Below are 21,385 nucleotides of genomic sequence, written 5' to 3'. Positions count from 1 at the left end.
CAATGTTATTTGACATCTGTTTGTGTCCTTTCACTAGTTTTAGACAACGAAAAAAGAGAACGAATTTCTCGTTCTCTTAGGTTATAAGGTATTCAATTTTACGTTTCCCGAAACTCTAGACACTTACAAGAATTTTGTTGATTTTTTTGGCAATAGCAGAGCTTCTTCAGTAAGCCACCTAGATCCTCATATATTGCTCTACTTTTTACTTAAACTCACGACGGGCAAAAAGGAAATAAGAAATACCAGTAAAAATAATCGCATAAACAAAAGCCACGATACTTGAGTGATTGATAAAACCGGCAGAGCTATCTACTGTATTAGCAAGATTGCCAAACAACATGTAGGGCTGATAAACCTCTGAATCAATTTTCAAGAGCATACCAAGAATCAATTTAGCAAAGGTTTCAAACATGGTAAAGGTAATGATAAATAGAGTGTTGGTCTTGTACAGCTTGTCAAATAGATTAAAAAACACCAAAGGTAGTGCCGCTGTTGCTAGGTAGTAAGGAATCTGATAAAGCAAGCCTTCAAAGAGCCTTGCATAAATAGAATCGCCAGTCGATAGTTGATAAACAAAACCAGCAAAAATATAGGCAATAAAAATATAAAAGAAGCTTACAACCATACTCATTAGCCAACGATAGGCAAAAGTCTTGGAGCGACTCTGAACTTTAATCAAACTATTGTTAATGGTACGCTGTACAAAATCTTCACCAAAGAATATTTTACCAGGAGTGACAAAAAAGAGAGGAAAAAAACTGGTAAAAAATGGCATCATGAACGTTGCTACTCCTATTGTAGGCATGTTTTGTAGAGCAATGATATAAGCAATTCCTCCACTTAAAAGCAAAAGAAGAATTAAGGAAATCAGACTCAATCTTTCTTTAAAAATACGGTAACAATCTGCTTTTAAAAATTTTAACATCTACTTTTCTCCTTACTGCAATAATCCTAGATAATAATCTTCAAAGCTTGAACCTATTTGGTAGATTCCTTTTATCTCAACGTTTAATTCTGACACCAAATCAATCAATTCTTGGACCGTTTTTTCTGGCTTAATACTGAGGTAATCACTTAGCATATCTAACGATACGTTTCTATCTAGCAAAGCTTGCGCAACTTTATCATTATCAGTGGTCTCCAGATGAATACGATTTTCAACTTCTGCCCTCAGCGCAGCTTTTTCAATATCCTTAATCACGCGCCCTTTATGCATGATAACAAAACGATCTACCACCAGTTCCAATTCAGATAGGATATGACTGGAAATAAGAATAGTAATGCCAAATGTGTCTCTGAGGTTCAGGATAATATCACGCATCTCCTTGATACCAGACGGATCGAGCCCGTTAATTGGTTCGTCCAAAATCAGAAAATCTGGAAAATCAATAATGGCAAGAGCAATCGCCATACGCTGACGCATACCAAGTGAGAAATTTTTAACCTTTTTCTTACGATCTACATCTGTTAGGCCAACTAAACCTAAAACTTCTTTAATGCGCTCATCAGCCTTAGGCAAACCAATCTGCAAAGCAGTATACTTCAGGTTAGCATAGGCAGACATATTAGGATAAAGTGTCGGAGACTCAATCAAAGCACCAATTTTATAATCTTGATAGCGCTCAATTTTTCCTGAACTGGCATTGATAAGCCCAGATAAGACTCGAATGAGAGTTGTTTTACCAGCACCATTTTGTCCCACAAGACCGCAAATCTCGCCCTTCTTAATCTCAAAACTAACATGTGATAAGGCCTCTTGCTTACCATACTTTTTACTAATATTGTTAATCTGTAACAATGTTTCAGCCATTACAATACTCCTTCTGAATTTTTAGAAACTTTTTGTATGTTTAAATCAATACAATATCTATGTATCAATGTTACCATACAACCAAAAATTGTCAAGATGAAAATTTAAATGAGTACATAAAAACACCTGCCGCTCTGACAGGTGCCCTTTCTTTATTAAATTCGTGTATTTGTTTTGTTATAAGAATCATCAACTGAGGTTATAAATCTCCGTTTCTGTACCTAGAACAATTATATCTTAGCATAAGGATGCCTCCTACCAAGTCTTTGTTCGTCGAGCTTCAAGTGCTCATCACTAAGCGATTATACAATTGATTAGATTAAAGATAAACTTATAAAACTCTACAGTGTTTCTACCAATTTACGATTATCTTATTCTTGTCTTTTCAGTCTTCTGAGATGCTTCATTCTCCCACCTTACATTTCAAGGTAGAGATGATAGCAGATTATTTACTCCTGGAAAACCGTGATAGTCTCTTACCTCTTTAGGAAATCAAAACATTATCAAATAATTTTCAATATATGTCAATCTCTCTATTAATCTCCTTTTGATTCCCCTAGAGAAAATATCATCATTTTATCTTTATAGAGCTTTATCTGAAAAATAATTTAAGCTTAGTTGTCACCGTTTTTATATCTTGCAATGCACATAAGACCCTCCTGTATTGAGAAACCTACACACTGAGCAACGTTAACTACAAATTTATTTTTCTTCCACACTGAGTTACATTAACAATAAATCTATGTTTGCATTGGTATCACTCCCTCGTGACTATTTTCTGCAACACGAGGAGTTAATCTCCATTTTTATACCTACTAATATTAAATCTCATAGGAATCCTCCTATATAGCAACTATAAAGTCATTGTTTGCCTACTGTCTATCGAGGCTTGTCTCCGTTCTTATAGCGTCCAATGTCAAAGGTTAACATAGCGCCACCTCCTATAATTGAAAAACGATTGTTTGAAGACCTTAGTCTCCATTTTTATACCTGTTGCGATTGAAGATTAGTATTAGAGTGACCTCCTTTCTTCTCTTCTTTCTTTATAGTTTAAGTATATCGTAAGCGTTTTCTTTTGTCAAGTTTTTTTATTAGTATTTGTATCTTTTTAACATTTTTTGATAAGAGAAGGGCTGACACTGTTTTTCTTGCTCGTTTATTCCTTTAAAACGAGCGATTCGCCTTTTTAAAGCTCAATTCAGAACTCAAGAAAATTACAAAATATTTTCTGTAAGAAAATAAAAAACACTTTCTTTTTTAAAGCTCTGCTATTTTCCAAAATAAAAAGGCTTTGGTACAATAGTGGTATGATAAATTTGAAAGATTACGGAATTGAGATGTGGAACGAGGAGAAAATTGCCGATTTCCGTCGTACCTTGCTGGCTTGGTATGACCGTGAAAAGCGTGATTTGCCTTGGCGTCGCACCTCTGACCCTTATAAGATATGGATTTCTGAGATTATGCTTCAGCAGACACAAGTGATAACGGTTATTCCTTACTACGAGAGGTTTTTGGACTGGTTTCCTACTGTGAAAACATTAGCTGACGCCCCCGAGGAAAAACTCCTTAAGGCTTGGGAGGGCTTAGGATATTATTCGCGCGTTCGTAACATGCAGGCTGCCGCTCAGCAAATCATGACAGATTTTAATGGTAAATTCCCAGAAACCTATGAAGGAATTTCTAGCTTAAAAGGGATAGGTCCTTATACTGCTGGTGCTATTGCAAGCATCGCCTTTGGACTTCCTGAACCAGCTGTAGATGGTAATGTGATGCGGGTCATGGCACGCTTATTTGAAATCAATTACGATATTGGCGACCCCAAAAATCGTAACATTTTTCAAACTGTCATGGAAATATTGATTGATCCTGACCGACCAGGGGATTTCAACCAGGCTTTGATGGACCTAGGAACAGATATCGAATCCGCTAAAACGCCAAGACCTGATGAAAGCCCTATTCGATTTTTCTGCGCAGCTTATTTACATGGCACTTATGATAAATACCCCATCAAGGCTCCAAAGAAAAAGCCAAAACCATTGCAAATCCAAGCCTTTGTCATCCAAAATAAAAAGGGAGAATTCTTGCTTGAAAAAAATAATAACGATCGCTTACTAGGTGGATTTTGGTCTTTCCCCATTGTTGAGACTAACTTTATCGCTCAGCAATTAAATCTCTTTGAAAAAGAAAACGACGTTTTAGAGACCGTATCTCAAAAGACATTATTTGAAGAGGACTATCAACTCAAGCCAATTTGGTCAGAAAGGACATTCCCCTCTGTCAAACATACCTTTAGCCATCAAAAATGGACGATAGAACTTCTAGAAGGCTTTGTGGAAAAAGCAGAGCTAACCAGCCAAAAAGAATTACAATGGGTATCTCCAGACGATTTCGATAACTACCCCATGGCAACCCCACAGAAGAAGATGGTGGCAGAGGTTATGAAATCGTTTAGGAATTAATGCTTATCTTATCATTCAAAAAAGCCAAGCTTCTACTTGTAAGAAGTTTGGCTTTTAGTTTGTTCCTATCATGTCAGTTGAGTTGCTACTAACAGTTTTATCCCATTTAACTCTGTGGTGGCTATCGCGATATTTTTTAGGTGTCATGCCGACCACCTCTTTAAATTGTTGAATAAAATGACTCTGAGATGAAAAAGATAAATGATTAGCAATATCAATCATTGAATCTTGACTAAACTTCAATAAATCTTTAGCCACTTCAATCTTTTTATTACGGACATAAGTACTAAGCGAGACACCAACTTCCTTCTTAAAAAGACGTGATAAGTAACTTGTTGAAACACCATATTCAAGCGCTAACTGCTCAACCGTAATACGTTCTTTGATATGACAATAAATATAATCCTTACAAGCCGAAATGTGTTTAGAAGTGACATCTTTTTGTTTTTGTTGCCGCATTTTTTCTGTAAAATCAATAACCATTTCATCATGCAAGTTTTGAATTTCTTGAACAGTGTGAAGATCATCCAATTTCTGGATATAGAAGTCACTCAGACGAAAAGCCAACTCCAATTCCATATCATTTTGACAACAAATCCTTGTAATCATAGCCGTTCCAATAACAAAATGATATTTCATGTTGGTAACTTGATTACGTGACAATTGTCCAACACCCTCTTTTTCCATGAAACGCTCCTGCTCACAGTTTCTTTTAACAGCTTCAATATCTCCATTTGAGACAGCTTGATAAAAGAGAAATTCTTCTGTCATAGGGCGATGGATGAGTTCATCAGATCGATCACTTGCTTCATAAAGTCGCCATTCTTCTCTATAACTCATTCCTTTTCCTCCTGACCTTGATGATTCATTTGATAATAGAAATATCACATCTAATTATAGCATATTTGAAAACCTTAGGAAAGCCTTTTCAAAATAGAATCATTCCCGTAGTTGTTAATTTCAATGAGTGATTTCAGGATAGAAAAGTCAATTTTTTTGAAAAAACAATCAAATAACCCATATTATGCGCGATACAACTGTCCTTACACCAACAATTTCAATTACCTTCATATCTGAAAACGCCAAAACTTTGTGGCGATAATGTTGAAAAATGGATGTTCTTCTATAAGTTGATAAGCTAAAACGTTAATATCATGTGGCGATTGTTATTTTTATAGTCTTCCAATCGCTTAATAGGACTGGGAGGAAGAACAGCGGGAATGGTTCAAATAAGCTAAAAAAGGAAATCCCCACATGAGGATTTCCCTAAACCTTAGGAGGTACCTATCTATCTTGCTTCATAACTGATCCATTTGTAATAACCATGTAAGGGACCCTTTCCGTCATAGGCATCTAACCAATCATCAACACCAATTCCAGGCCAAGCATTCATCATCATTTTACCAGCTGTTTTTGGGATATTCTCAGTAGCTGTATAAACCGCTTCACCATCAACATACCACGTTATCGAATCTTTTTTCCATTCAAAACCGTAGATATGAAAATCATCCGAAGCATCAAAATCAAGATGATGTAAATATTCATGATTTCCAACACCGTCTGTAAAGTAATTGAACTGTACTTTGGTTGTGTCCTTTCCTAAAAATTCAATATCTATCTCATCCCACGGATTATCATCACTCGGACCAGTATAGGTAAAATAAGAAGTAACGACCCCAGGGTTTTTAATAGCTTTCATGCATACCTGATAGTAGCCATATCCAAAGAAATCCCTGGTCCGCCACTCACCACCTGTATAGCCATTACTGTCCTTATCAATTTTCAAGCATAGAAGACCATCTTCAAAAGCAACATTTTCTGGTTTAAATTCACAGTCAAACATAAAACCGTTTGAACCTGAACGTAATTCCATAGTGCTTTCATCATAAACATCAAAACAAGTTTTAAAATGTTTTTCTTCCATAAAAAATCTGCTTTCTGAAATAGTTTTAATTATTCTTTTTACGAAGTGGCACAAGAATAAAGCCAGTCAATAGAGATACAAAGCCTAATAAGGTCGCTAGAACCCCTTCTTGACTCCCAGTCTTTGGCAAGATAGTTGATTTTTGAGTAACGAATCCTGTATGGACAACTTCTTCTACAACTGGTCCCTCAGTACGTTTAATTGATTGTACTTCTGTAGTTCTATCTGTATTAGAAACAGGGTCAGCACCAGATAATTTCACCAGTGGGATATTTTCTACCGGTACCGTTGGTTTTGTATTTGGAACTAAATTGTCCTCATTTGTAGACGGTGCTACTGGTGGTTGAGAATCAGGCGTTTCAGAAATCGGTGGAACGTTTTCTTTAACTGGCTCAGTCGCTTTATAGCTGAATCTATCATAGCTTGCTACAAGTGGTGTTTGTCCATCATAAGGTTGAAGCCACTCATCAACTCCTTTACCTGACCAGGCATTCATCATGATTCTTCCTGGTGTTACTGGAATATTTTCTGTAGCCGTATAAACTGCTTTACCATCTACGTACCAAGTAATGTAGTCTTTTTGCCAATCAAAAGCGTAAGTATGGAAAGCTTCTGAAGCATCAAACCCTAATTCATGAACGTATTCATGTTCACCTTTACCATTAGTGTAATAATTAAACTGGACTTTTGTAGTATCTTTCCCTAAAAATTCAATATCTACTTCATCCCAAGGGTTATTGTCACTTGGTCCAGTATAGGTAAAGAATGAGCTAACTGTTCCAGGATTTTTAATTGGCTTCATACTCACTTCATAAGTACCATAATGGAAGAATTCTTGAGTGCGTAATTCACCAGAAATATATTCTACTGGAGCGCTGGTATCTGTTCCCTTATCAATAGTCAGAGTCATAACACCATTTTCGACAGCAACTTTATCTGGTTTCCAAACAGCTCCGAAAGGATTTCCATTCCACCAATCGGCTTTAGCCATCGTTGCTTCATCGTAGCCATCAAAATCTGTACTATATTCACTTGCTAAAGCTACTGTTTCACTCTCACTAGTGTCAGTTTCAACATCTGTAACTTCTTCATTCGCTGAAGAAGGCTGCGCTTCTGTTTCTATTGTTGTATTTGTTTCTACAGAACTCGCCACTTCTTCAACCGGTGTTATCACATCAGTTGAAGGAACTGCTTCATCAATCAAGGTTGTATTATCTGTTAATGAAGGAGTTGTGGTTACATCTTCAGCTACAACCGTAACAATACCTGCATGCAAGCTACAAATAGTAGCAGTCACACATATCCATTTTAAAACTGTTTTCTTTGACATAAAAAACCTCTAAAATATTTTATTAATTTTGATTTTTAATGAATTAAATATTACTCTTTAACACCACCAAGTGTTACACCCGCAATGATGTATTTAGACAGCAATAGATAGACTACAATAATTGGAACAATAGCCACTAAAATCATTGTGTAAATTTTACCCATATCAAAGTTCATGTAGTCCGCACCACGCAAGGTTGCCACTAAGATTGGAACGGTCATTTTATCCTTAGATTGGATGACCAAAGCTGGAATGAAATAGTTATTCCATGATCCTACAAAAGTGAAAATAGCTTGTACAGCAATTGCTGGCTTCATGAGAGGCAAAACAATCGTGTTAAACGTTCTAAATTCACCTGAACCATCAATACGAGCAGCATCAACCATAGATAACGGTAATGATGATTGCATATAACTATACATGAAATAAAATACCGCTGGTGATGCAATTGACGGGATAATCATTGGCAATAGTGTATCGTACATTCCCATTTGTGTAATGAGACGTAAGAATCCCATTGAAGTCACTTGAGTTGGCATGACTAAGATTGCCATGATAAAAGTAAAAGCAATTTTTTTGAATTTGAAATCATAGACGTAGAGCCCATAAGCCGTTAGGGCTGAAAAATAGGTACAAATAGCAGCTGTTGCTCCAGAAACTAAGAGACTGTTAAAAATACCTCTGAACATTGGAAATGTTCCATCATTGGCAACCTTGCTCAGATTGTCAAAAAGGTGTGATCCTGGTAAAGCCGAGAAACCTCTTTGCAATTCCGCATGTGAGTGTGTTGCATTAATAATCAAAATATAAAAGAAGAAAAGGCACATAAATGATAGGGTAATGAGTACAAAATGTGCCACAAGACGCTGAATGCGATTTTGTGCAGTTGTTGACATTAGCTAACCTCCTATGCCTTTTTAGCGTTGCGTTTCATTTTTTCACGACCAGCTTTAATTTCATTATTAGTCATCTTATAAACAAACCAACAAAGAATTGTACTGACAATAAAGAGATAGACTGATAAGGCCCCTGCCATACCATAGTTCTTACTCTTCAAGTGGTTATTTAAGAACATAATCAGTGTTGTTGAAGTTCTATCTGGTGCCCCTTGACCATTGGTCAAAATTTGTGGAACATCAAACATTTGTAGACCACCAATAATTGATGTAATTAAAGTATAGGCAAGAATTGGACGAATCATTGGAAGAGTAATGTAAAAGAAACGTTGACGACTGTTACAACCATCAATCTCTGCCGCTTCAAAAATATCTGGACTAATCCCCATGATTGCAGCCATGAGCATAATCGTACTATTACCAAACCACATGAGGAAATTCATTACAGCTACGAGTGAACGAGTTCCCAAGGCTGTTCCCATGAAATCAACGGGCTCTTTAAACCACCCTAAGGAAGTCATGATTGAGTTAATTGGACCATTTGTTGAGAAAAGTGTAAAGAACAACATGGCAAAGGCAGACGCCATAATTAAGTTTGGCAAGTAAATAATAACTTTATAAATTCCTTGCCCACGTAATTTTAATCTGGCATCAACAAACCAGTTTGCCAATAAAAGCGCTATACCAATCTGCGGAATAAAGCCCATCAACCACATTAACATGGTGTTACCTGCATATTTGAGGATATCTGATTCTAAGAGAGCTTTATAGTTAGCTAAGCCAACAAAATTTGGGCCAATTTCTCTAATTCCTGAGCGATAATATTCATAGAAACTATATCGAATAGTTTCTACAAGTGGAATAAAGGAAAAAATAAAGAAAGTGACAAAGAATGGCAAAATAAACAGGTAGCCATATTTTCCGTAATTAATACGTTTACGTTTTTGTTTCATTCTATTACTCCTTCAATAGAACCGCGGTGCTGTAATACACCGCAGATCTTGATCATTCAGGCCATTTCACTTCCGTAATTTCTGGATAGCGTTCTTTAATGGCAACTTCAAAGTTTGATTTCGCTTTTTCAAAACTTACCTTACCTTGTAGGTAATCGTTAAAGTTATTTTGAATCAATTCTACAGAACCTTGGTCATAAGGTGATAATGGGGCAATTTCAATGTTTTCAGCAACAGGTGCGAAATATTCAAAGGCATTTTGTCCACCAAGGAAGTCTGACTTAAAGTTATCATCTTTAGCAGCTTCTTGCATACCTGATCTTGTATTTGTGAAATCAAGATAATCTTTAGAAATTTTAAGCAGATTGTCTTTATCTCCGGTCAATGCAAGGATGATATCTTTAACATGTTTAGCGTTGTCTGTACCCACAGCACCATGGATGTAAGAACCACCCCAGTTGTATTCTTGTGGAGGAGTTGTCACTGCCCAAGCACCTGCTTCACCATCCCAGTTTGGTTTGAGAGTGAAGTCAATACCCCAAGCAGGGAAGAGAAAGGCAAATACTTTAGATTTTGAACCCATTTCTTTGTTCCATTCGTCAGTCCATTGTCCTTTTACAGTCTTTGTAAAGTAACCAGAATCTAACCATTCCTTAGAATCATTCACCCAATCAATAATTTCTGGCGCCACATTAAGAACTGTTTCACCTTTTTTCACCCAAGGTTCCTTAATGCTATTACCATACAGACGGAAGGTATCTGCTGATGAAGCAAATGCAAAGTAACCTTTAGCTTGAAGTTCTTTGGCAGTTGCTGCCATTGTATCCCAATCTTTCACTTTGTCTGCCACTACTGTAGGATCGTCTGTTCCGAACACATCTTTAGCAATATCACGACGGTATACGATGACACCTGGTGTTGTTTGCCATGTTGACCCACGTTGAACACCGTCTTCATCAGAAGCTGTTACTTTTGTGAATTCATACTGATCAGCTAAATCTTTTTCTGGGTCAATGCCAAGTTCTTTCAATGGAATGGCAGCACCTGCTTCTTTAGAAGAATATTTATTAACATAGTCTGTCTCTGACAAGAAAATATCCACTTTACTATCAGCATCTGCAGATTCTTGGTTAAGAAGAGCTTCATCCAATTTTTGTTGGTAAACACCGTCTTGGTTAGGGTTTACAATCCAGTGAATTTCTGTACCATCTTTAAGAGTAGTCACCGTACCGTCTTTTGAAGTTTCTTTTACTTCCGGATAGACAGCTTCGACACGTTGACGGAATTCATCATTCCAAGAATAGATATTGATGACTTTTCCTTCTTCACTAGAACTAGTTGAAGAACCTCCTGGGTTTGAAGAACAAGCAACTAAAGATCCAGCTGCAAGAGCTATAGCGATAAAAGCGCTTACTTTTTTATTCATGAGATTTACTCCTTTTTTCCAAGGGCTTTGCCCCTTGTTGTTTTTTGTACTTGTATTATATCTTGTCTCAGCTGGACGTTATATTACTTTCTTGAAAAAAATACCACATTTTTGACCTCTCTTGATATTTTTATTAAAAATTTTCACCACATTATTTTTTACTCCTATTTTCCTAAAATCACTTCAAAAATGTATTTTTTAAGAAATGTAAGCGTTTGATAATGGGTATATTAATTTTTCTTCTATAATAATTTAAAAAAAACATCTTATTTTTTTGAACATTGCGGATATCTAGCTTAACAAAAAAATTAAAACATGTCATAATTATGATATTTTTTTACTCTTTCTTATTTTTTATGTAATCGTTTTTTTTTACAATAAATTATCATATAGAATAGTAAACAGATAAGGAGTTTTTATGAAGCCATTGACATTCACTAATGACAATGGAGACTTTACCATTTGTCAACCAGAAAGCATTAGCTCTCTCTATTTTCCTCTTGCATCAGAGGCTGGATTGAAAAGTGCAATCTCTCCTAACTTAGGTGGAGATGCAAAAATCAATCAAGAGCATTTCTTATTAGAACCTGTAAGTGTAGATAATCTTCATAATAATCGTTCAACTAGAAATTTTTGGGTTAAAACTACTGATGGGAAATTTGCTTCTATAACTGGAACTTCCGCTTCTCAAGAAGCTCAAAAATTCAGTGAAACTCAAGAAAAAAGTCGCATTCACGCAGGATTTATGTGGCATCAATTAGAACGGGAACTGTCTGATCTCAATCTTAAAGCTACAACAACTTCTTTTGTCCCAACTAATGAGACCTTCGAGTTTATGTTGGTTTCCATTACAAATACTGCTACCACTCCACAAGAGTTAACTGCTACAGCAGCAATTCCTATTTTTGGTCGTAGCGCGGATAATTTACGTGATCATCGAAATGTGACATCCATGCTCCATCGTATACGGACAGACAAAGCAGGTATTTATGTAACACCTACGATGTCATTTGATGAAAGAGGACACCGCCTAAACCATCAAACCTACTACGTTATGGGATTTGATGACGTCGGAAATACTTCTAAAACATTTTTCCCTACCGTTGAAAGTTTTATCGGAGAAGGAGGAAGCTTTACTCACCCTCGTTCGTTATTTGAAAATGAAACAGGAGTTACTGCAGGTTACACTTGCGACGGCCGCGAAGCTATGGGAGCATTTCGTTTTGAAACATTTAGCGTCGCTCCTAACGAAACCAAAAACTTTATCTTGCTCCTCGGCATCAGTGATGGTGAACAGACTATTGATCGAATCAAAAACACTTACAATTCATTAGAAATTGTGCAGACTGCATTAAAGGAAACAAAAACTTATTGGCAAGACAAAGTTTCGGTAAATTTCAAAACCGCTGATACAGATTTTAACCGATTTATGAAGTGGGTTTGTTTCCAACCTTATCTACGCCGTATCTTTGGCTGTTCTTTCCTTCCACACCATGATTATGGACGTGGTGGTCGCGGTTGGCGTGACCTTTGGCAAGACTGCCTATCCCTGTTACTCATGGAACCAAAAGATGTTGGTGAGATGATTGTTAACAATTTCAAAGGGGTTCGACTTGATGGAACAAATGCCACTATTATAGGAGCGGGAGAAGGAAATTTCCTTGCAGACCGAAATGGCATTAGTCGTGTTTGGATGGACCATGCTTTGTGGCCCTTGATGACAACTAAGCTTTATATCGATCAAACTGGCGATATCTCTATCTTAAACAAGCAAGTTTCTTACTTTAAAGATCCTCACATCAAACGAGGAACTGCCTTTGACAGTCTATGGAATGATGAGTATGGCAATCAGCAACGCACTACAACAGATGATATCTATACTGGAAGTATCCTAGAACATCTCTTAATTCAACACCTAACAGGTTTTTATGAAGTCGGCCAACATAATATCTATCGTCTTCGTGGTGCCGATTGGAATGACGCTCTTGATATGGCCAATGAATATGGTGAAAGCGTGGCATTTACAGCTGCTTATTCTGGTAATTTAATGGAATTAGCAGCACTGATCAGACTTTTGGAAAATAAAACTGGAGTTGAATCTGTCGAAATTTTAGAAGAAATCGGACTGCTTCTCAAAAAAGATACTGAAATTTACAACCAGATTGATCGCAAACATCAGATTTTAGATGTTTATACTAAAAATTGTCAACACAATATAAATGGCAATAAAATCAAGATTTCTCTGTCTGAAATTGCCCTAAACTTGATTCAAAAAGCTAATTGGCTGCGCCATTTCCTCCAAGAAAACGAATGGATTGATATTAACAACGAAGAAGGTTGGTACAATAGCTACTATGATAATAGTGGAAATGCAACTGATGGTTATTACAATGGCATTCAGCACATGATGCTAACAGGACAAGTTTTCAGTATCATGAATTATGTCGCTACGGATCTTCAAATTAAGAAAATCACCAAAAGTGCAGACCGATATCTCTATCGTAAAGAAATTGGAGGCTACCGCCTCAACACCGACTTCCAAGAAGTTAAAGGTAATCTAGGCCGTATGTTTGGTTTTGCCTATGGTGAAAAAGAAAATGGTGCCGTCTTCTCCCATATGGCCGTCATGTATGCTAACGCCCTCTATCGTCGTGGATTTGCAAAAGAGGGTTGGAAAGCCTTGAAATCTTTAGCTGACACCAGCTTAGACTTTAAAACTAGCCATATCTATCCAGGAATTCCTGAATACTTCCGAGCAGATGGTCGTGGTGTTTACCACTATCTTACTGGAGCAGCTAGTTGGTATATGCTTACTATGGTTACGGAAGTATTTGGCGTTCACGGGAAAGCAGGGGATTTGATTATTTATCCAAAACTCTTAAGTGAACAATTTGATAACAATGGCATAGCTTCTATTATCACACAATTTGCAGGCAAATCACTAGAAGTAACCTACTCCAATCCAGAGCACAAAGATTTTGGTCACTACGTTATTACCTCTGCCACTTGCGACGGCAAGGTTCTTCCTATTACAGATGACGCCTTTGTCTCTGTTAGCAAAGAAAATCTTCAATCTCTAGACAATTCACTTCATCACATCACTATTACATTACAGTAAGGAATATTGCTTATGAAATACGGTTATTTTGACGATATCAATCGCGAATATGTAATTGACAAACCTGACACCCCAACTCCTTGGGTCAATTATCTCGGATCTCCAGAATATGGTGCCATCATTTCAAATAACGCTGGTGGCTATAGCTTCGCTAAATCTGGTGCCAACGGACGTATTTTACGTTATGTCTTTAATCATTTTGACCAACCAGGACGATACATTTATCTTAGAGATAATGACAACCAAGATTTTTGGTCCGCTTCTTGGCAACCTGTCGGTAAAGACCTCAAAGACTATATCAGTAAGTGCCATCATGGTCTAGGTTACACTAAAATGGTAGCTGATTATTCTGGCATCCATTCAGAGGCAACTTACTATGTTCCTAAAAATGAAAGCTACGAAGTTTGGGCTATTGAGGTAACCAATACCTCCAACCTAAGTCGTAACTTAACACTAACAGGCTATGCTGAATTTACTAACCATAGCAACTATGAACAAGACCAAGTCAATCTTCAGTATTCTCTCTTCATTTCTCGGACTATTTTCCAAGAAAATCGTATCGTACAACAAATTCACGGAAATCTTGATACGCTTGACGACGATGAACAAGTGGACGAAAAAAATGTAACAGAACGTTTCTTTGGTTTAGCTGGAAATCCTGTCAATTCCTATTGCGGTGATAAAAAAGCATTTCTCGGTCGCTATAACGGTTACGATAAACCAGCCGGTGTCGCTTCCGGAAATTTAGGAAATAGTAATAACTATAATGAAAATGCCTGCGGAGCTCTTTCCAGTCAATTAATATTGGCGCCAAATGAAAGCAAGACCCTAGTCTTTGTACTTGGTGAAAAATCATCTCAGGAAGCGCAAGCTATTATCCGCAGTTATGAACAACCTAAAGAAACAGTTGCTGCTGAAGTCCAAGAACTTCGCAACGAGTGGAATAGCCGTTTACAAGGTTTGCAAGTTAAAACACCAAGTCCTGTTTTTGACACCATGATTAATACATGGAATGCTTATAACTGCTACATGACCTTTATCTGGTCACGCGCAGCATCACTCATTTACTGCGGTCTGCGTAACGGATACGGCTATCGTGATACCGTCCAAGATATCCAAGGCGTCATCCATCTTGCTCCTGAAATGGCTGCCGACAAAATCCGCTTCATGCTCTCAGCCCAAGTGGACAACGGTGGCGGACTTCCTTTAGTCAAATTCACTCACAATCCTGGTCGTGAAGATACTCCTGACGATCCATCATATGTTCAGGAAACCGGTCACCCAGCCTATCGTGCTGACGATGCTCTCTGGCTTTTCCCAACCGTTTATAAATACATCACTGAATCTGGTAACATCAACTTCTTAGACGAAGTTATCCCTTACGCTAATAAAGATGAAGCTACCGTTTATGAACACCTCAAAGCTGCCGTCCAATTCTCTATGGATAACCTAGGTCCACACGGAATGCCTGCGGGATTACATGCCGATTGGAATGACTGTCTCCGCCTAGGTGCGCAAGGAGAATCATCATTTGTTGCTCTGCAATATTATTATGCTCTAAGCATACTAAAACTCTTTGCAGACCACAAAAATGATACCGAATACTTAAATTTCCTTGAGACCGAACAAAAGGCAATGGGACAAAAGATTCAAGAATTATGTTGGGATGAGGATCGCTTTATCCGTGGTTACACAGAAGCAGGTGAACGTATCGGAGAACGCCAAGCACCTGAAGCTAATATGTGGCTAAACCCACAAAGTTGGGCAGTCATCAGCGGCCTTGCTGACGAAGAACAAGCCAAACTAGCTATGGATAATGTCTTTAACAGATTAAACACCAACTATGGTGCTATACTAATGGATACACCTTATCACAAACACGCCTTCGATGGTGCCTTGGCTGTTATTTATAATCAAGGAAACAAAGAAAACGCCGGAATTTTCTCACAATCTCAAGGTTGGCTAATCTTAGCAGAAGCCCTTCGAGGCGAGGGAAATCGTGCCTTCACCTACTTTATGGAAAATGCTCCCGCAGCACAAAATGACCAGGCTGACATCCGTCAATTAGAACCTTACTGCTATGGTCAATTTACCGAAGGACCTACCAGTCCTAATCACGGTAAATCACATGTTCACTGGCTAACAGGAACCGCTTCAACTGTGATGGTAGGAAGTGTAGAAGGCATCTTAGGACTCCGACCTGATTTAGGCGGCTTACGACTTAAGCCAGCTATTCCAAGTGAATGGGATTCCTTCACTATGGATAAAATATTCCGTGGAAAAACACTTCACATCACAGTGGAAAATCCTAATCATAAAGAGTCTGGCTTTACAAAACTAATACTCAACGGACAAGAACTAGCTGACGCTTACCTACCTGAAGAGTTACTCCAAACTGAAAATAATATCACACTTGTACTTTAAGAATGAGGTTTTAACATGACAACTTATCCAGAATTTCCAAAAGGTTTCCTTTGGGGCGGTGCTACCGCTGCTAACCAATGTGAGGGTGCTTACAACGTTGACGGGCGTGGTCTCGCTAATGTTGACGTCGTCCCAATCGGTGAAGATCGTTTTTCAATTATCACCGGTCAGAAAAAAATGTATCAATTTGAAGAAGGATACCTTTATCCAGCTAAAGAAGCTATTGATTTCTATCACCGCTACAAAGAAGATATCGCCCTATTTGCAGAAATGGGCTTCAAAACATTTCGTATGTCAATTGGTTGGTCACGTATCTTCCCTAAAGGTGACGAACTAGAACCAAATGAAGCAGGGCTCCAATTCTATGAAAATGTCTTTAAAGAATGCCACAAATATGGTATCGAACCCTTAGTAACCATTACTCACTTCGACTGCCCAATGCATTTGATTGAACACTACGGTGGCTGGCGTAATCGTAAGCTTATTGAATTCTACGAGCGCTTAGTAACCGTACTTTTCACTCGCTATAAAGGTCTAGTGAAATATTGGCTGACCTTTAATGAAATTAACATGATTCTTCACGCACCTTTTATGGGAGCTGGAATTTATATTGAAGAACACGAAGATGCAAATCAAATCAAGTATCAAGCAGCTCACCATGAATTAGTTGCATCAGCCTTGGCAACAAAAATTGCCCACGAAATTGCCCCTGAAAACAAAGTTGGTTGTATGCTTGCTGCTGGGCAATTTTACCCTAACACTTGCAATCCAAAAGATGTTTGGGCAAGCCTTCAAGAAGATCGCGAAAATTACTTCTTTATTGATGTTCAAGCTCGTGGAGAGTATCCTAACTATGCTAAGAAGAAATTTGAAAAATTAGGTCTTAATATTGAAATGACAGAAGAAGACTTAATCTTATTGAAAGAACACACTGTCGATTTTGTTTCTTTCTCTTACTACTCAAGTCGTGTTGTTTCTACAGATCCAGAAAATGTCAAACAAACAGAAGGCAACGTTTTTGCCTCTGTCAAAAATCCATACCTCAAAGCTTCTGAATGGGGATGGCAAATTGATCCCTTAGGACTTCGTATCACTTTAAATGCCATTTGGGATCGTTACCAAAAACCAATGTTTATCGTCGAAAATGGTCTTGGTGCTATTGACACCCCTGATGAAAACGGTTATATTGTAGATGATTACCGAATTGATTACTTGAGAGATCATATCATTGCGATGAATCAAGCTATCAATGAAGATGGTGTTGAATTGATAGGCTATACAACTTGGGGATGTATTGACCTTGTCGCTGCAAGTACTGGGGAAATGTCAAAACGTTACGGCTTCATCTATGTAGATCGTAATAACGATGGTACTGGTACTTTCAAACGAACTAAGAAAAAATCCTTTGACTGGTATAAAAAAGTCATTGCTACAAATGGAACTGATGTAAACTAATATTGAAAGGAAAAACCGACTAAAGAATCCTATCACAATCATGTTTAATTGTTAATCACTGACCTTGTGACTGCTCTTTATTTATCGGAGATGGTAACTCACTCATGAAATATTATTTAGCCATTGATGTTGGCGGAACAAATATCAAATATGCTCTTATGCAGGAAGATGGCAAGCTGATATCTTCCGATAAATTACCGACTCCTGAACATTCTTTAGAAGAGTTTTTGACAAGTATTTATAGCATCATTGACCAGTATCACGAACGCATCACTGGTGTTGCTTTTAGCGTGCCAGGTAAGGTAGATACTGAAACAGGGACCATCTATTTCGGAGGAGCTTTAACCTATCTTGACCAGCTCTGCTTGAAACAAGTTATTAAAGATAAGTACAATCTTCCAGCTAGTGTCCAAAATGATGCCAAAGCAGCCGCTCTAGCAGAACTATGGCTAGGAAGTCTGCAAGGAGCTAAAGACGCTGCTGTTATCGTACTTGGTACAGGTGTCGGTGGAGGCATTATTTTAGATGGTAAGCTGCGCATGGGACCTCATTTTCAGGCTGGAGAACTCAGCCTTTCTGTTCTGGAAGCTAGTAAGCCAGAAGTTGAAAAAATGGTTGGCTTTATCGGATCAGCAGTTCTCATGATTTCAAAAATCAATGAAGCTGTAGGCAACGACGACCTAAAAAATGGTCAACTAGCTTTTGAAGCCTTGAAAAATGGTCATGAGGAGGCTCAGACTATTTTCCAAAATTACTGTCGCCAGATTGCCTATCTCATCTTAAACCTCCAAGCTTTCTTCGACCTAACAACCTATGCTATCGGAGGGGGTATTAGCTCACAACCACTTTTGATTGAAGAGATCAATCAACAATTTAACACTGTCATTGAAGGTTCCCCACTCTTAAGTATGAATGTAGCTGATTTATCAATCATCCCAGCTCACTTTGGCAATGATGCAAATCTCTATGGAGCACTTTATCAACTATTAGAAAATCCTTAAGGCTAATGCTCATCCAAAATCAAGAACCAATAAATGGATTGATTTTCCAGAACTTCTTTCGCCACGGTGGTATTCTTATCAAGAGTTTACTCTTGATAAGAACGGACTTTTTGAGACCTAGGCTCAAAAAGTAGCAATAAAACTCCGTAAGAGGTTGCTTGCGTCCGCACCTTTTTAGAAAGAAGCAAAAACGTAATTTTTGATTTTTGTTAAGTATAAGCGACAATTTAGTTGTCATTAAAAGACCTAAAACTCATAAAAGTCTAGATCTTTTCTTTTTCTTAGATGTCACTATACTAGCGAGCCTCTTCATTTTCCCTACAACTAAAGACTTGCCCTCAATCCTCTGATAAGTTACAATAGATAGGTATTACTCAGAAAGGTTATTCCTATTTTCATGAATTATCTATTGACATTTCTTATTTCAATGATTCCTCTCATTGAACTCCGAGGAGCTGTTCCGTTTGGTATCGCTTCTGGCATCCCCTTTACTCAGGCTTTAGCGATTTCAGTTATCGGTAATATGCTCCCTGTCCCTATTATCTTCTTCTTTGCTCGTAAGGTCTTAGAATGGGGAACTGATAAACCTTACATTGGTAACTTTTTTACTTGGTGTCTTAAAAAAGGGCACAGCGGTGGCGAAAAACTGTCAAAAGTTGCTGGTAGTAAAGGTATCTTTTGGGCACTCCTACTCTTTGTAGGTATTCCACTTCCAGGAACTGGAGCGTGGACAGGAACCCTTGCAGCGTCTATCCTTGACTGGGATTTCAAGCGCAGCGTTTTTGCCGTCATGCTGGGCGTTATCTTGGCTGGTATCATCATGGGCAGCCTATCTCTTATCTTTGGGCTAAACACTTTCAGCCATTAAGTTATTTTGGAACATAGCAGAGCAAAAAACATATCATCACTGACAATCCACATGGAAAGACAAAACTTTCCATGTTTTTTTGTTATAATACTCATCCAAAATCAAAATTAGCATTTTAGAACTACTAATATTATTGATAGACCACCGAACGAAGTGAGGTTAACATGTTTCTTTCGTTATAGTGGTATTCTTATCAAGAGTAAACTCTTGATAAGAACGGATTTTTTGAAACCTAAGCTCAAAAAATAGCAATGAAACTCCGTAGGAGGTTGCTTGCGTCCGCACTTTTAAGAAAAAAAACAAAAAGTAATTTTTGATTTTTGTTAAGTATAAAAAGAGGCTGGATAAAAACTCAAATCTCAGCCTTGCTGTTGAAATTTGAACAAAATAAAATGGCTTAGAATCAACGTTTTTTGACAGCGTTACTCTAAGCCATTTACTATTTTTAAGACTTTTTACCCAGCCTCAATCCAAGATATTATACTGAAACGGAACATCTCTGCTCCTATCATTTTATCTCTTATTTCCTCTTAACAGTTTTATAGCACAATAAGCCAATCGCCATCATCACTGCGGTAATGTAAAACGGCGTAAGATAGCTTTCTAGAGAAAGGAACAAAATCATTTTAGTTAACAAAATGGGGGCCATGATGGCACCAACATTTCCAGCTGTAATCGCCATGCTGGTAACGAAATTGATTTGCTCTATTGGGTAGCTTTTAGCGATGGCGTCAAAGATAGCAGACATGCCACCGACAAAACTAAAACCAATCAGAACTGAACCGACATAGAAGAAAATCATATGATTGCTAACGGTAAAGAAGAGATTACCTACTAACATCATAGCAAGCATAAAATTCAAGGTTTGCTCTGCCATTTTTTTCGCTAAAAAACCGAAGGAGAGTCCCGCTAAAATCCCACTAAAGGCTAAAAGCGTCAAAATATAGCTTGAGATCAGCTCATCGTAGCCATAATGCGTCACCAATAAGGTTGGAATTTTGATGGTTGCGCCAATGTAAGCCACTCCAATGAAGAAGGTAATCAGCATCCACAGGATAACACGTCTATCAAAGATGACAAGTTTAGATAATTTTTGCTCTGTAAGCGGCACTTCTTCCACAAAATGACGGAAAAGGAGAAAAACGGGAATCACAAGAAAATAAACTAAATAAATATAGGATGTGCCCATTAGCATAGCGTAACCTACGATGAGGGTAGTCAGAGTCTTTCCGACATTCATCGTAGCTGTCCGTAGCCCTATGAGGCTAGCTCGCTGACTCCCTTGGAAATAATCACTAATCATGGTAATAGATAAAGGATTATAAAGCCCTATTCCTACACCTAGAAGCAAACGACCAAGTAAAACAAGCTTAAACTCACTCGCTAAAAATGACACAATACCTGATAACAGGATAAGAAGTAAACCTATCTCAACTGTTTTCTTTTTACCAATTCTTGTTACAATAACATTTCCCAAAACAACGGTTACCATAATCATCATAGCAGGGATGGTCACCAAAGTTTCCACAGACGCCAAGCTAACTCCAGCACCCTTAACCTGATAAAAAGCATAGAGCTTGGGAATTGCTGGCGCTATGGCCAAATGGGACATGATAAAGAGTGAAACAGATAACAAGGAAATTTTTAACCAAACCTTTTCTTTCATAACACCACTAGCTGCTACCTGTGCTCTAGTAGCATGTAACTTATTTCAAGTG

Annotated in this window: 15 protein-coding genes; 6 read left to right on the top strand and 9 right to left on the bottom strand. The window is 37.8% G+C overall.

Annotation, left to right across the window (positions count from 1 at the left end; translation table 11 throughout):
* Nucleotides 1-205: 205 nt before the first annotated feature.
* Together GZ996_RS08740 and GZ996_RS08735 are read right to left on the bottom strand one after the other, a co-directional pair.
* Nucleotides 206-928 (bottom strand): hypothetical protein, encoded by a 723-nt coding sequence (locus tag GZ996_RS08740; protein WP_161979523.1) that lies wholly within the window; start codon nt 926-928, stop codon nt 206-208.
* 12 nt (nt 929-940) lie between these two features.
* Nucleotides 941-1,819 (bottom strand): ABC transporter ATP-binding protein, encoded by an 879-nt coding sequence (locus GZ996_RS08735; protein WP_380433466.1) that lies wholly within the window; start codon nt 1,817-1,819, stop codon nt 941-943.
* Between the two features lie 1,301 nt (nt 1,820-3,120).
* Between GZ996_RS08735 and mutY the strand changes: the two genes are divergently transcribed.
* Nucleotides 3,121-4,272, top strand: a complete 1,152-nt coding sequence (mutY, locus tag GZ996_RS08730) for an A/G-specific adenine glycosylase (RefSeq protein WP_162011855.1) — start codon at nt 3,121-3,123, stop codon at nt 4,270-4,272.
* 54 nt (nt 4,273-4,326) lie between these two features.
* On the opposite strand, the gene GZ996_RS08725 is transcribed toward mutY, so the two are convergent.
* The 6 genes from GZ996_RS08725 to GZ996_RS08700 all read right to left on the bottom strand — a co-directional run bounded on the left by GZ996_RS08725 (nt 4,327) and on the right by GZ996_RS08700 (nt 10,801).
* Entirely contained in the window at nt 4,327-5,112 is a 786-nt protein-coding gene (locus GZ996_RS08725; RefSeq protein ID WP_162011854.1) for an AraC family transcriptional regulator, read from the bottom strand.
* A gap of 448 nt (nt 5,113-5,560) precedes the next feature.
* Nucleotides 5,561-6,196: a beta-glucanase gene (bglS, locus tag GZ996_RS08720; protein ID WP_162011853.1), complete on the bottom strand. Its 636-nt coding sequence runs from the start codon at nt 6,194-6,196 to the stop codon at nt 5,561-5,563.
* A gap of 25 nt (nt 6,197-6,221) precedes the next feature.
* Complete coding sequence (gene bglS, locus GZ996_RS08715) at nt 6,222-7,526, bottom strand: beta-glucanase (protein WP_162011852.1); 1,305 nt, start codon at nt 7,524-7,526, stop codon at nt 6,222-6,224.
* A 50-nt stretch (nt 7,527-7,576) separates the two neighbouring features.
* Nucleotides 7,577-8,422, bottom strand: coding sequence for a carbohydrate ABC transporter permease (locus tag GZ996_RS08710; protein WP_162011851.1), 846 nt, complete (start codon nt 8,420-8,422; stop codon nt 7,577-7,579).
* A gap of 11 nt (nt 8,423-8,433) precedes the next feature.
* Complete coding sequence (locus tag GZ996_RS08705; protein WP_162011850.1) at nt 8,434-9,375, bottom strand: carbohydrate ABC transporter permease; 942 nt, start codon at nt 9,373-9,375, stop codon at nt 8,434-8,436.
* A gap of 52 nt (nt 9,376-9,427) precedes the next feature.
* Nucleotides 9,428-10,801 carry an ABC transporter substrate-binding protein gene (locus GZ996_RS08700; RefSeq protein WP_156806818.1) on the bottom strand — a complete coding sequence of 458 codons (1,374 nt, stop codon included), beginning with the start codon at nt 10,799-10,801 and terminating at the stop codon, nt 9,428-9,430.
* Between the two features lie 418 nt (nt 10,802-11,219).
* On the opposite strand from GZ996_RS08700, the gene GZ996_RS08695 reads away from it, so the two are divergent.
* The 5 genes from GZ996_RS08695 to GZ996_RS08675 all read left to right on the top strand — a co-directional run bounded on the left by GZ996_RS08695 (nt 11,220) and on the right by GZ996_RS08675 (nt 19,667).
* The gene (locus tag GZ996_RS08695) at nt 11,220-13,919 is read left to right on the top strand and encodes a GH36-type glycosyl hydrolase domain-containing protein (RefSeq protein ID WP_162011849.1); all 2,700 of its coding nucleotides are present in this window, start codon (nt 11,220-11,222) and stop codon (nt 13,917-13,919) included.
* 12 nt (nt 13,920-13,931) lie between these two features.
* On the top strand, nt 13,932-16,343 hold the full coding sequence (locus tag GZ996_RS08690) for a GH36-type glycosyl hydrolase domain-containing protein (protein ID WP_162011848.1): 2,412 nt from the start codon (nt 13,932-13,934) through the stop codon (nt 16,341-16,343).
* A 15-nt stretch (nt 16,344-16,358) separates the two neighbouring features.
* Complete coding sequence (locus GZ996_RS08685) at nt 16,359-17,798, top strand: 6-phospho-beta-glucosidase (protein ID WP_162011847.1); 1,440 nt, start codon at nt 16,359-16,361, stop codon at nt 17,796-17,798.
* A gap of 104 nt (nt 17,799-17,902) precedes the next feature.
* Nucleotides 17,903-18,799 (top strand): ROK family protein, encoded by an 897-nt coding sequence (locus tag GZ996_RS08680; protein ID WP_162011846.1) that lies wholly within the window; start codon nt 17,903-17,905, stop codon nt 18,797-18,799.
* Between the two features lie 397 nt (nt 18,800-19,196).
* Nucleotides 19,197-19,667, top strand: coding sequence for a COG2426 family protein (locus GZ996_RS08675; protein WP_161979532.1), 471 nt, complete (start codon nt 19,197-19,199; stop codon nt 19,665-19,667).
* A 520-nt stretch (nt 19,668-20,187) separates the two neighbouring features.
* On the opposite strand, the gene GZ996_RS08670 is transcribed toward GZ996_RS08675, so the two are convergent.
* The gene (locus GZ996_RS08670) at nt 20,188-21,333 is read right to left on the bottom strand and encodes an MFS transporter (protein ID WP_161980756.1); all 1,146 of its coding nucleotides are present in this window, start codon (nt 21,331-21,333) and stop codon (nt 20,188-20,190) included.
* Nucleotides 21,334-21,385: the final 52 nt, after the last annotated feature.

The sequence above is a fragment of the Streptococcus sp. S784/96/1 genome, from assembly GCF_902729355.1.
Lineage (GTDB): Bacteria > Bacillota > Bacilli > Lactobacillales > Streptococcaceae > Streptococcus > Streptococcus caledonicus.
The sequence above is the reverse complement of the archived record's forward strand: the minus strand, read 5'-3'. Positions and strand labels throughout refer to the sequence as shown.

Bases quoted from the DNA above. Each gene is read 5' to 3' on its own strand.
- GZ996_RS08740 (WP_161979523.1), bottom strand. From the start codon at position 928: ATGTTAAAATTTTTAAAAGCAGATTGTTACCGTATTTTTAAAGAAAGA.
- mutY (WP_162011855.1), top strand. From the start codon at position 3,121: ATGATAAATTTGAAAGATTACGGAATTGAGATGTGGAACGAGGAGAAA.
- GZ996_RS08725 (WP_162011854.1), bottom strand. From the start codon at position 5,112: ATGAGTTATAGAGAAGAATGGCGACTTTATGAAGCAAGTGATCGATCT.
- bglS (WP_162011853.1), bottom strand. From the start codon at position 6,196: ATGGAAGAAAAACATTTTAAAACTTGTTTTGATGTTTATGATGAAAGC.
- bglS (WP_162011852.1), bottom strand. From the start codon at position 7,526: ATGTCAAAGAAAACAGTTTTAAAATGGATATGTGTGACTGCTACTATT.
- GZ996_RS08710 (WP_162011851.1), bottom strand. From the start codon at position 8,422: ATGTCAACAACTGCACAAAATCGCATTCAGCGTCTTGTGGCACATTTT.
- GZ996_RS08705 (WP_162011850.1), bottom strand. From the start codon at position 9,375: ATGAAACAAAAACGTAAACGTATTAATTACGGAAAATATGGCTACCTG.
- GZ996_RS08700 (WP_156806818.1), bottom strand. From the start codon at position 10,801: ATGAATAAAAAAGTAAGCGCTTTTATCGCTATAGCTCTTGCAGCTGGA.
- GZ996_RS08695 (WP_162011849.1), top strand. From the start codon at position 11,220: ATGAAGCCATTGACATTCACTAATGACAATGGAGACTTTACCATTTGT.
- GZ996_RS08690 (WP_162011848.1), top strand. From the start codon at position 13,932: ATGAAATACGGTTATTTTGACGATATCAATCGCGAATATGTAATTGAC.
- GZ996_RS08685 (WP_162011847.1), top strand. From the start codon at position 16,359: ATGACAACTTATCCAGAATTTCCAAAAGGTTTCCTTTGGGGCGGTGCT.
- GZ996_RS08680 (WP_162011846.1), top strand. From the start codon at position 17,903: ATGAAATATTATTTAGCCATTGATGTTGGCGGAACAAATATCAAATAT.
- GZ996_RS08675 (WP_161979532.1), top strand. From the start codon at position 19,197: ATGAATTATCTATTGACATTTCTTATTTCAATGATTCCTCTCATTGAA.
- GZ996_RS08670 (WP_161980756.1), bottom strand. From the start codon at position 21,333: ATGAAAGAAAAGGTTTGGTTAAAAATTTCCTTGTTATCTGTTTCACTC.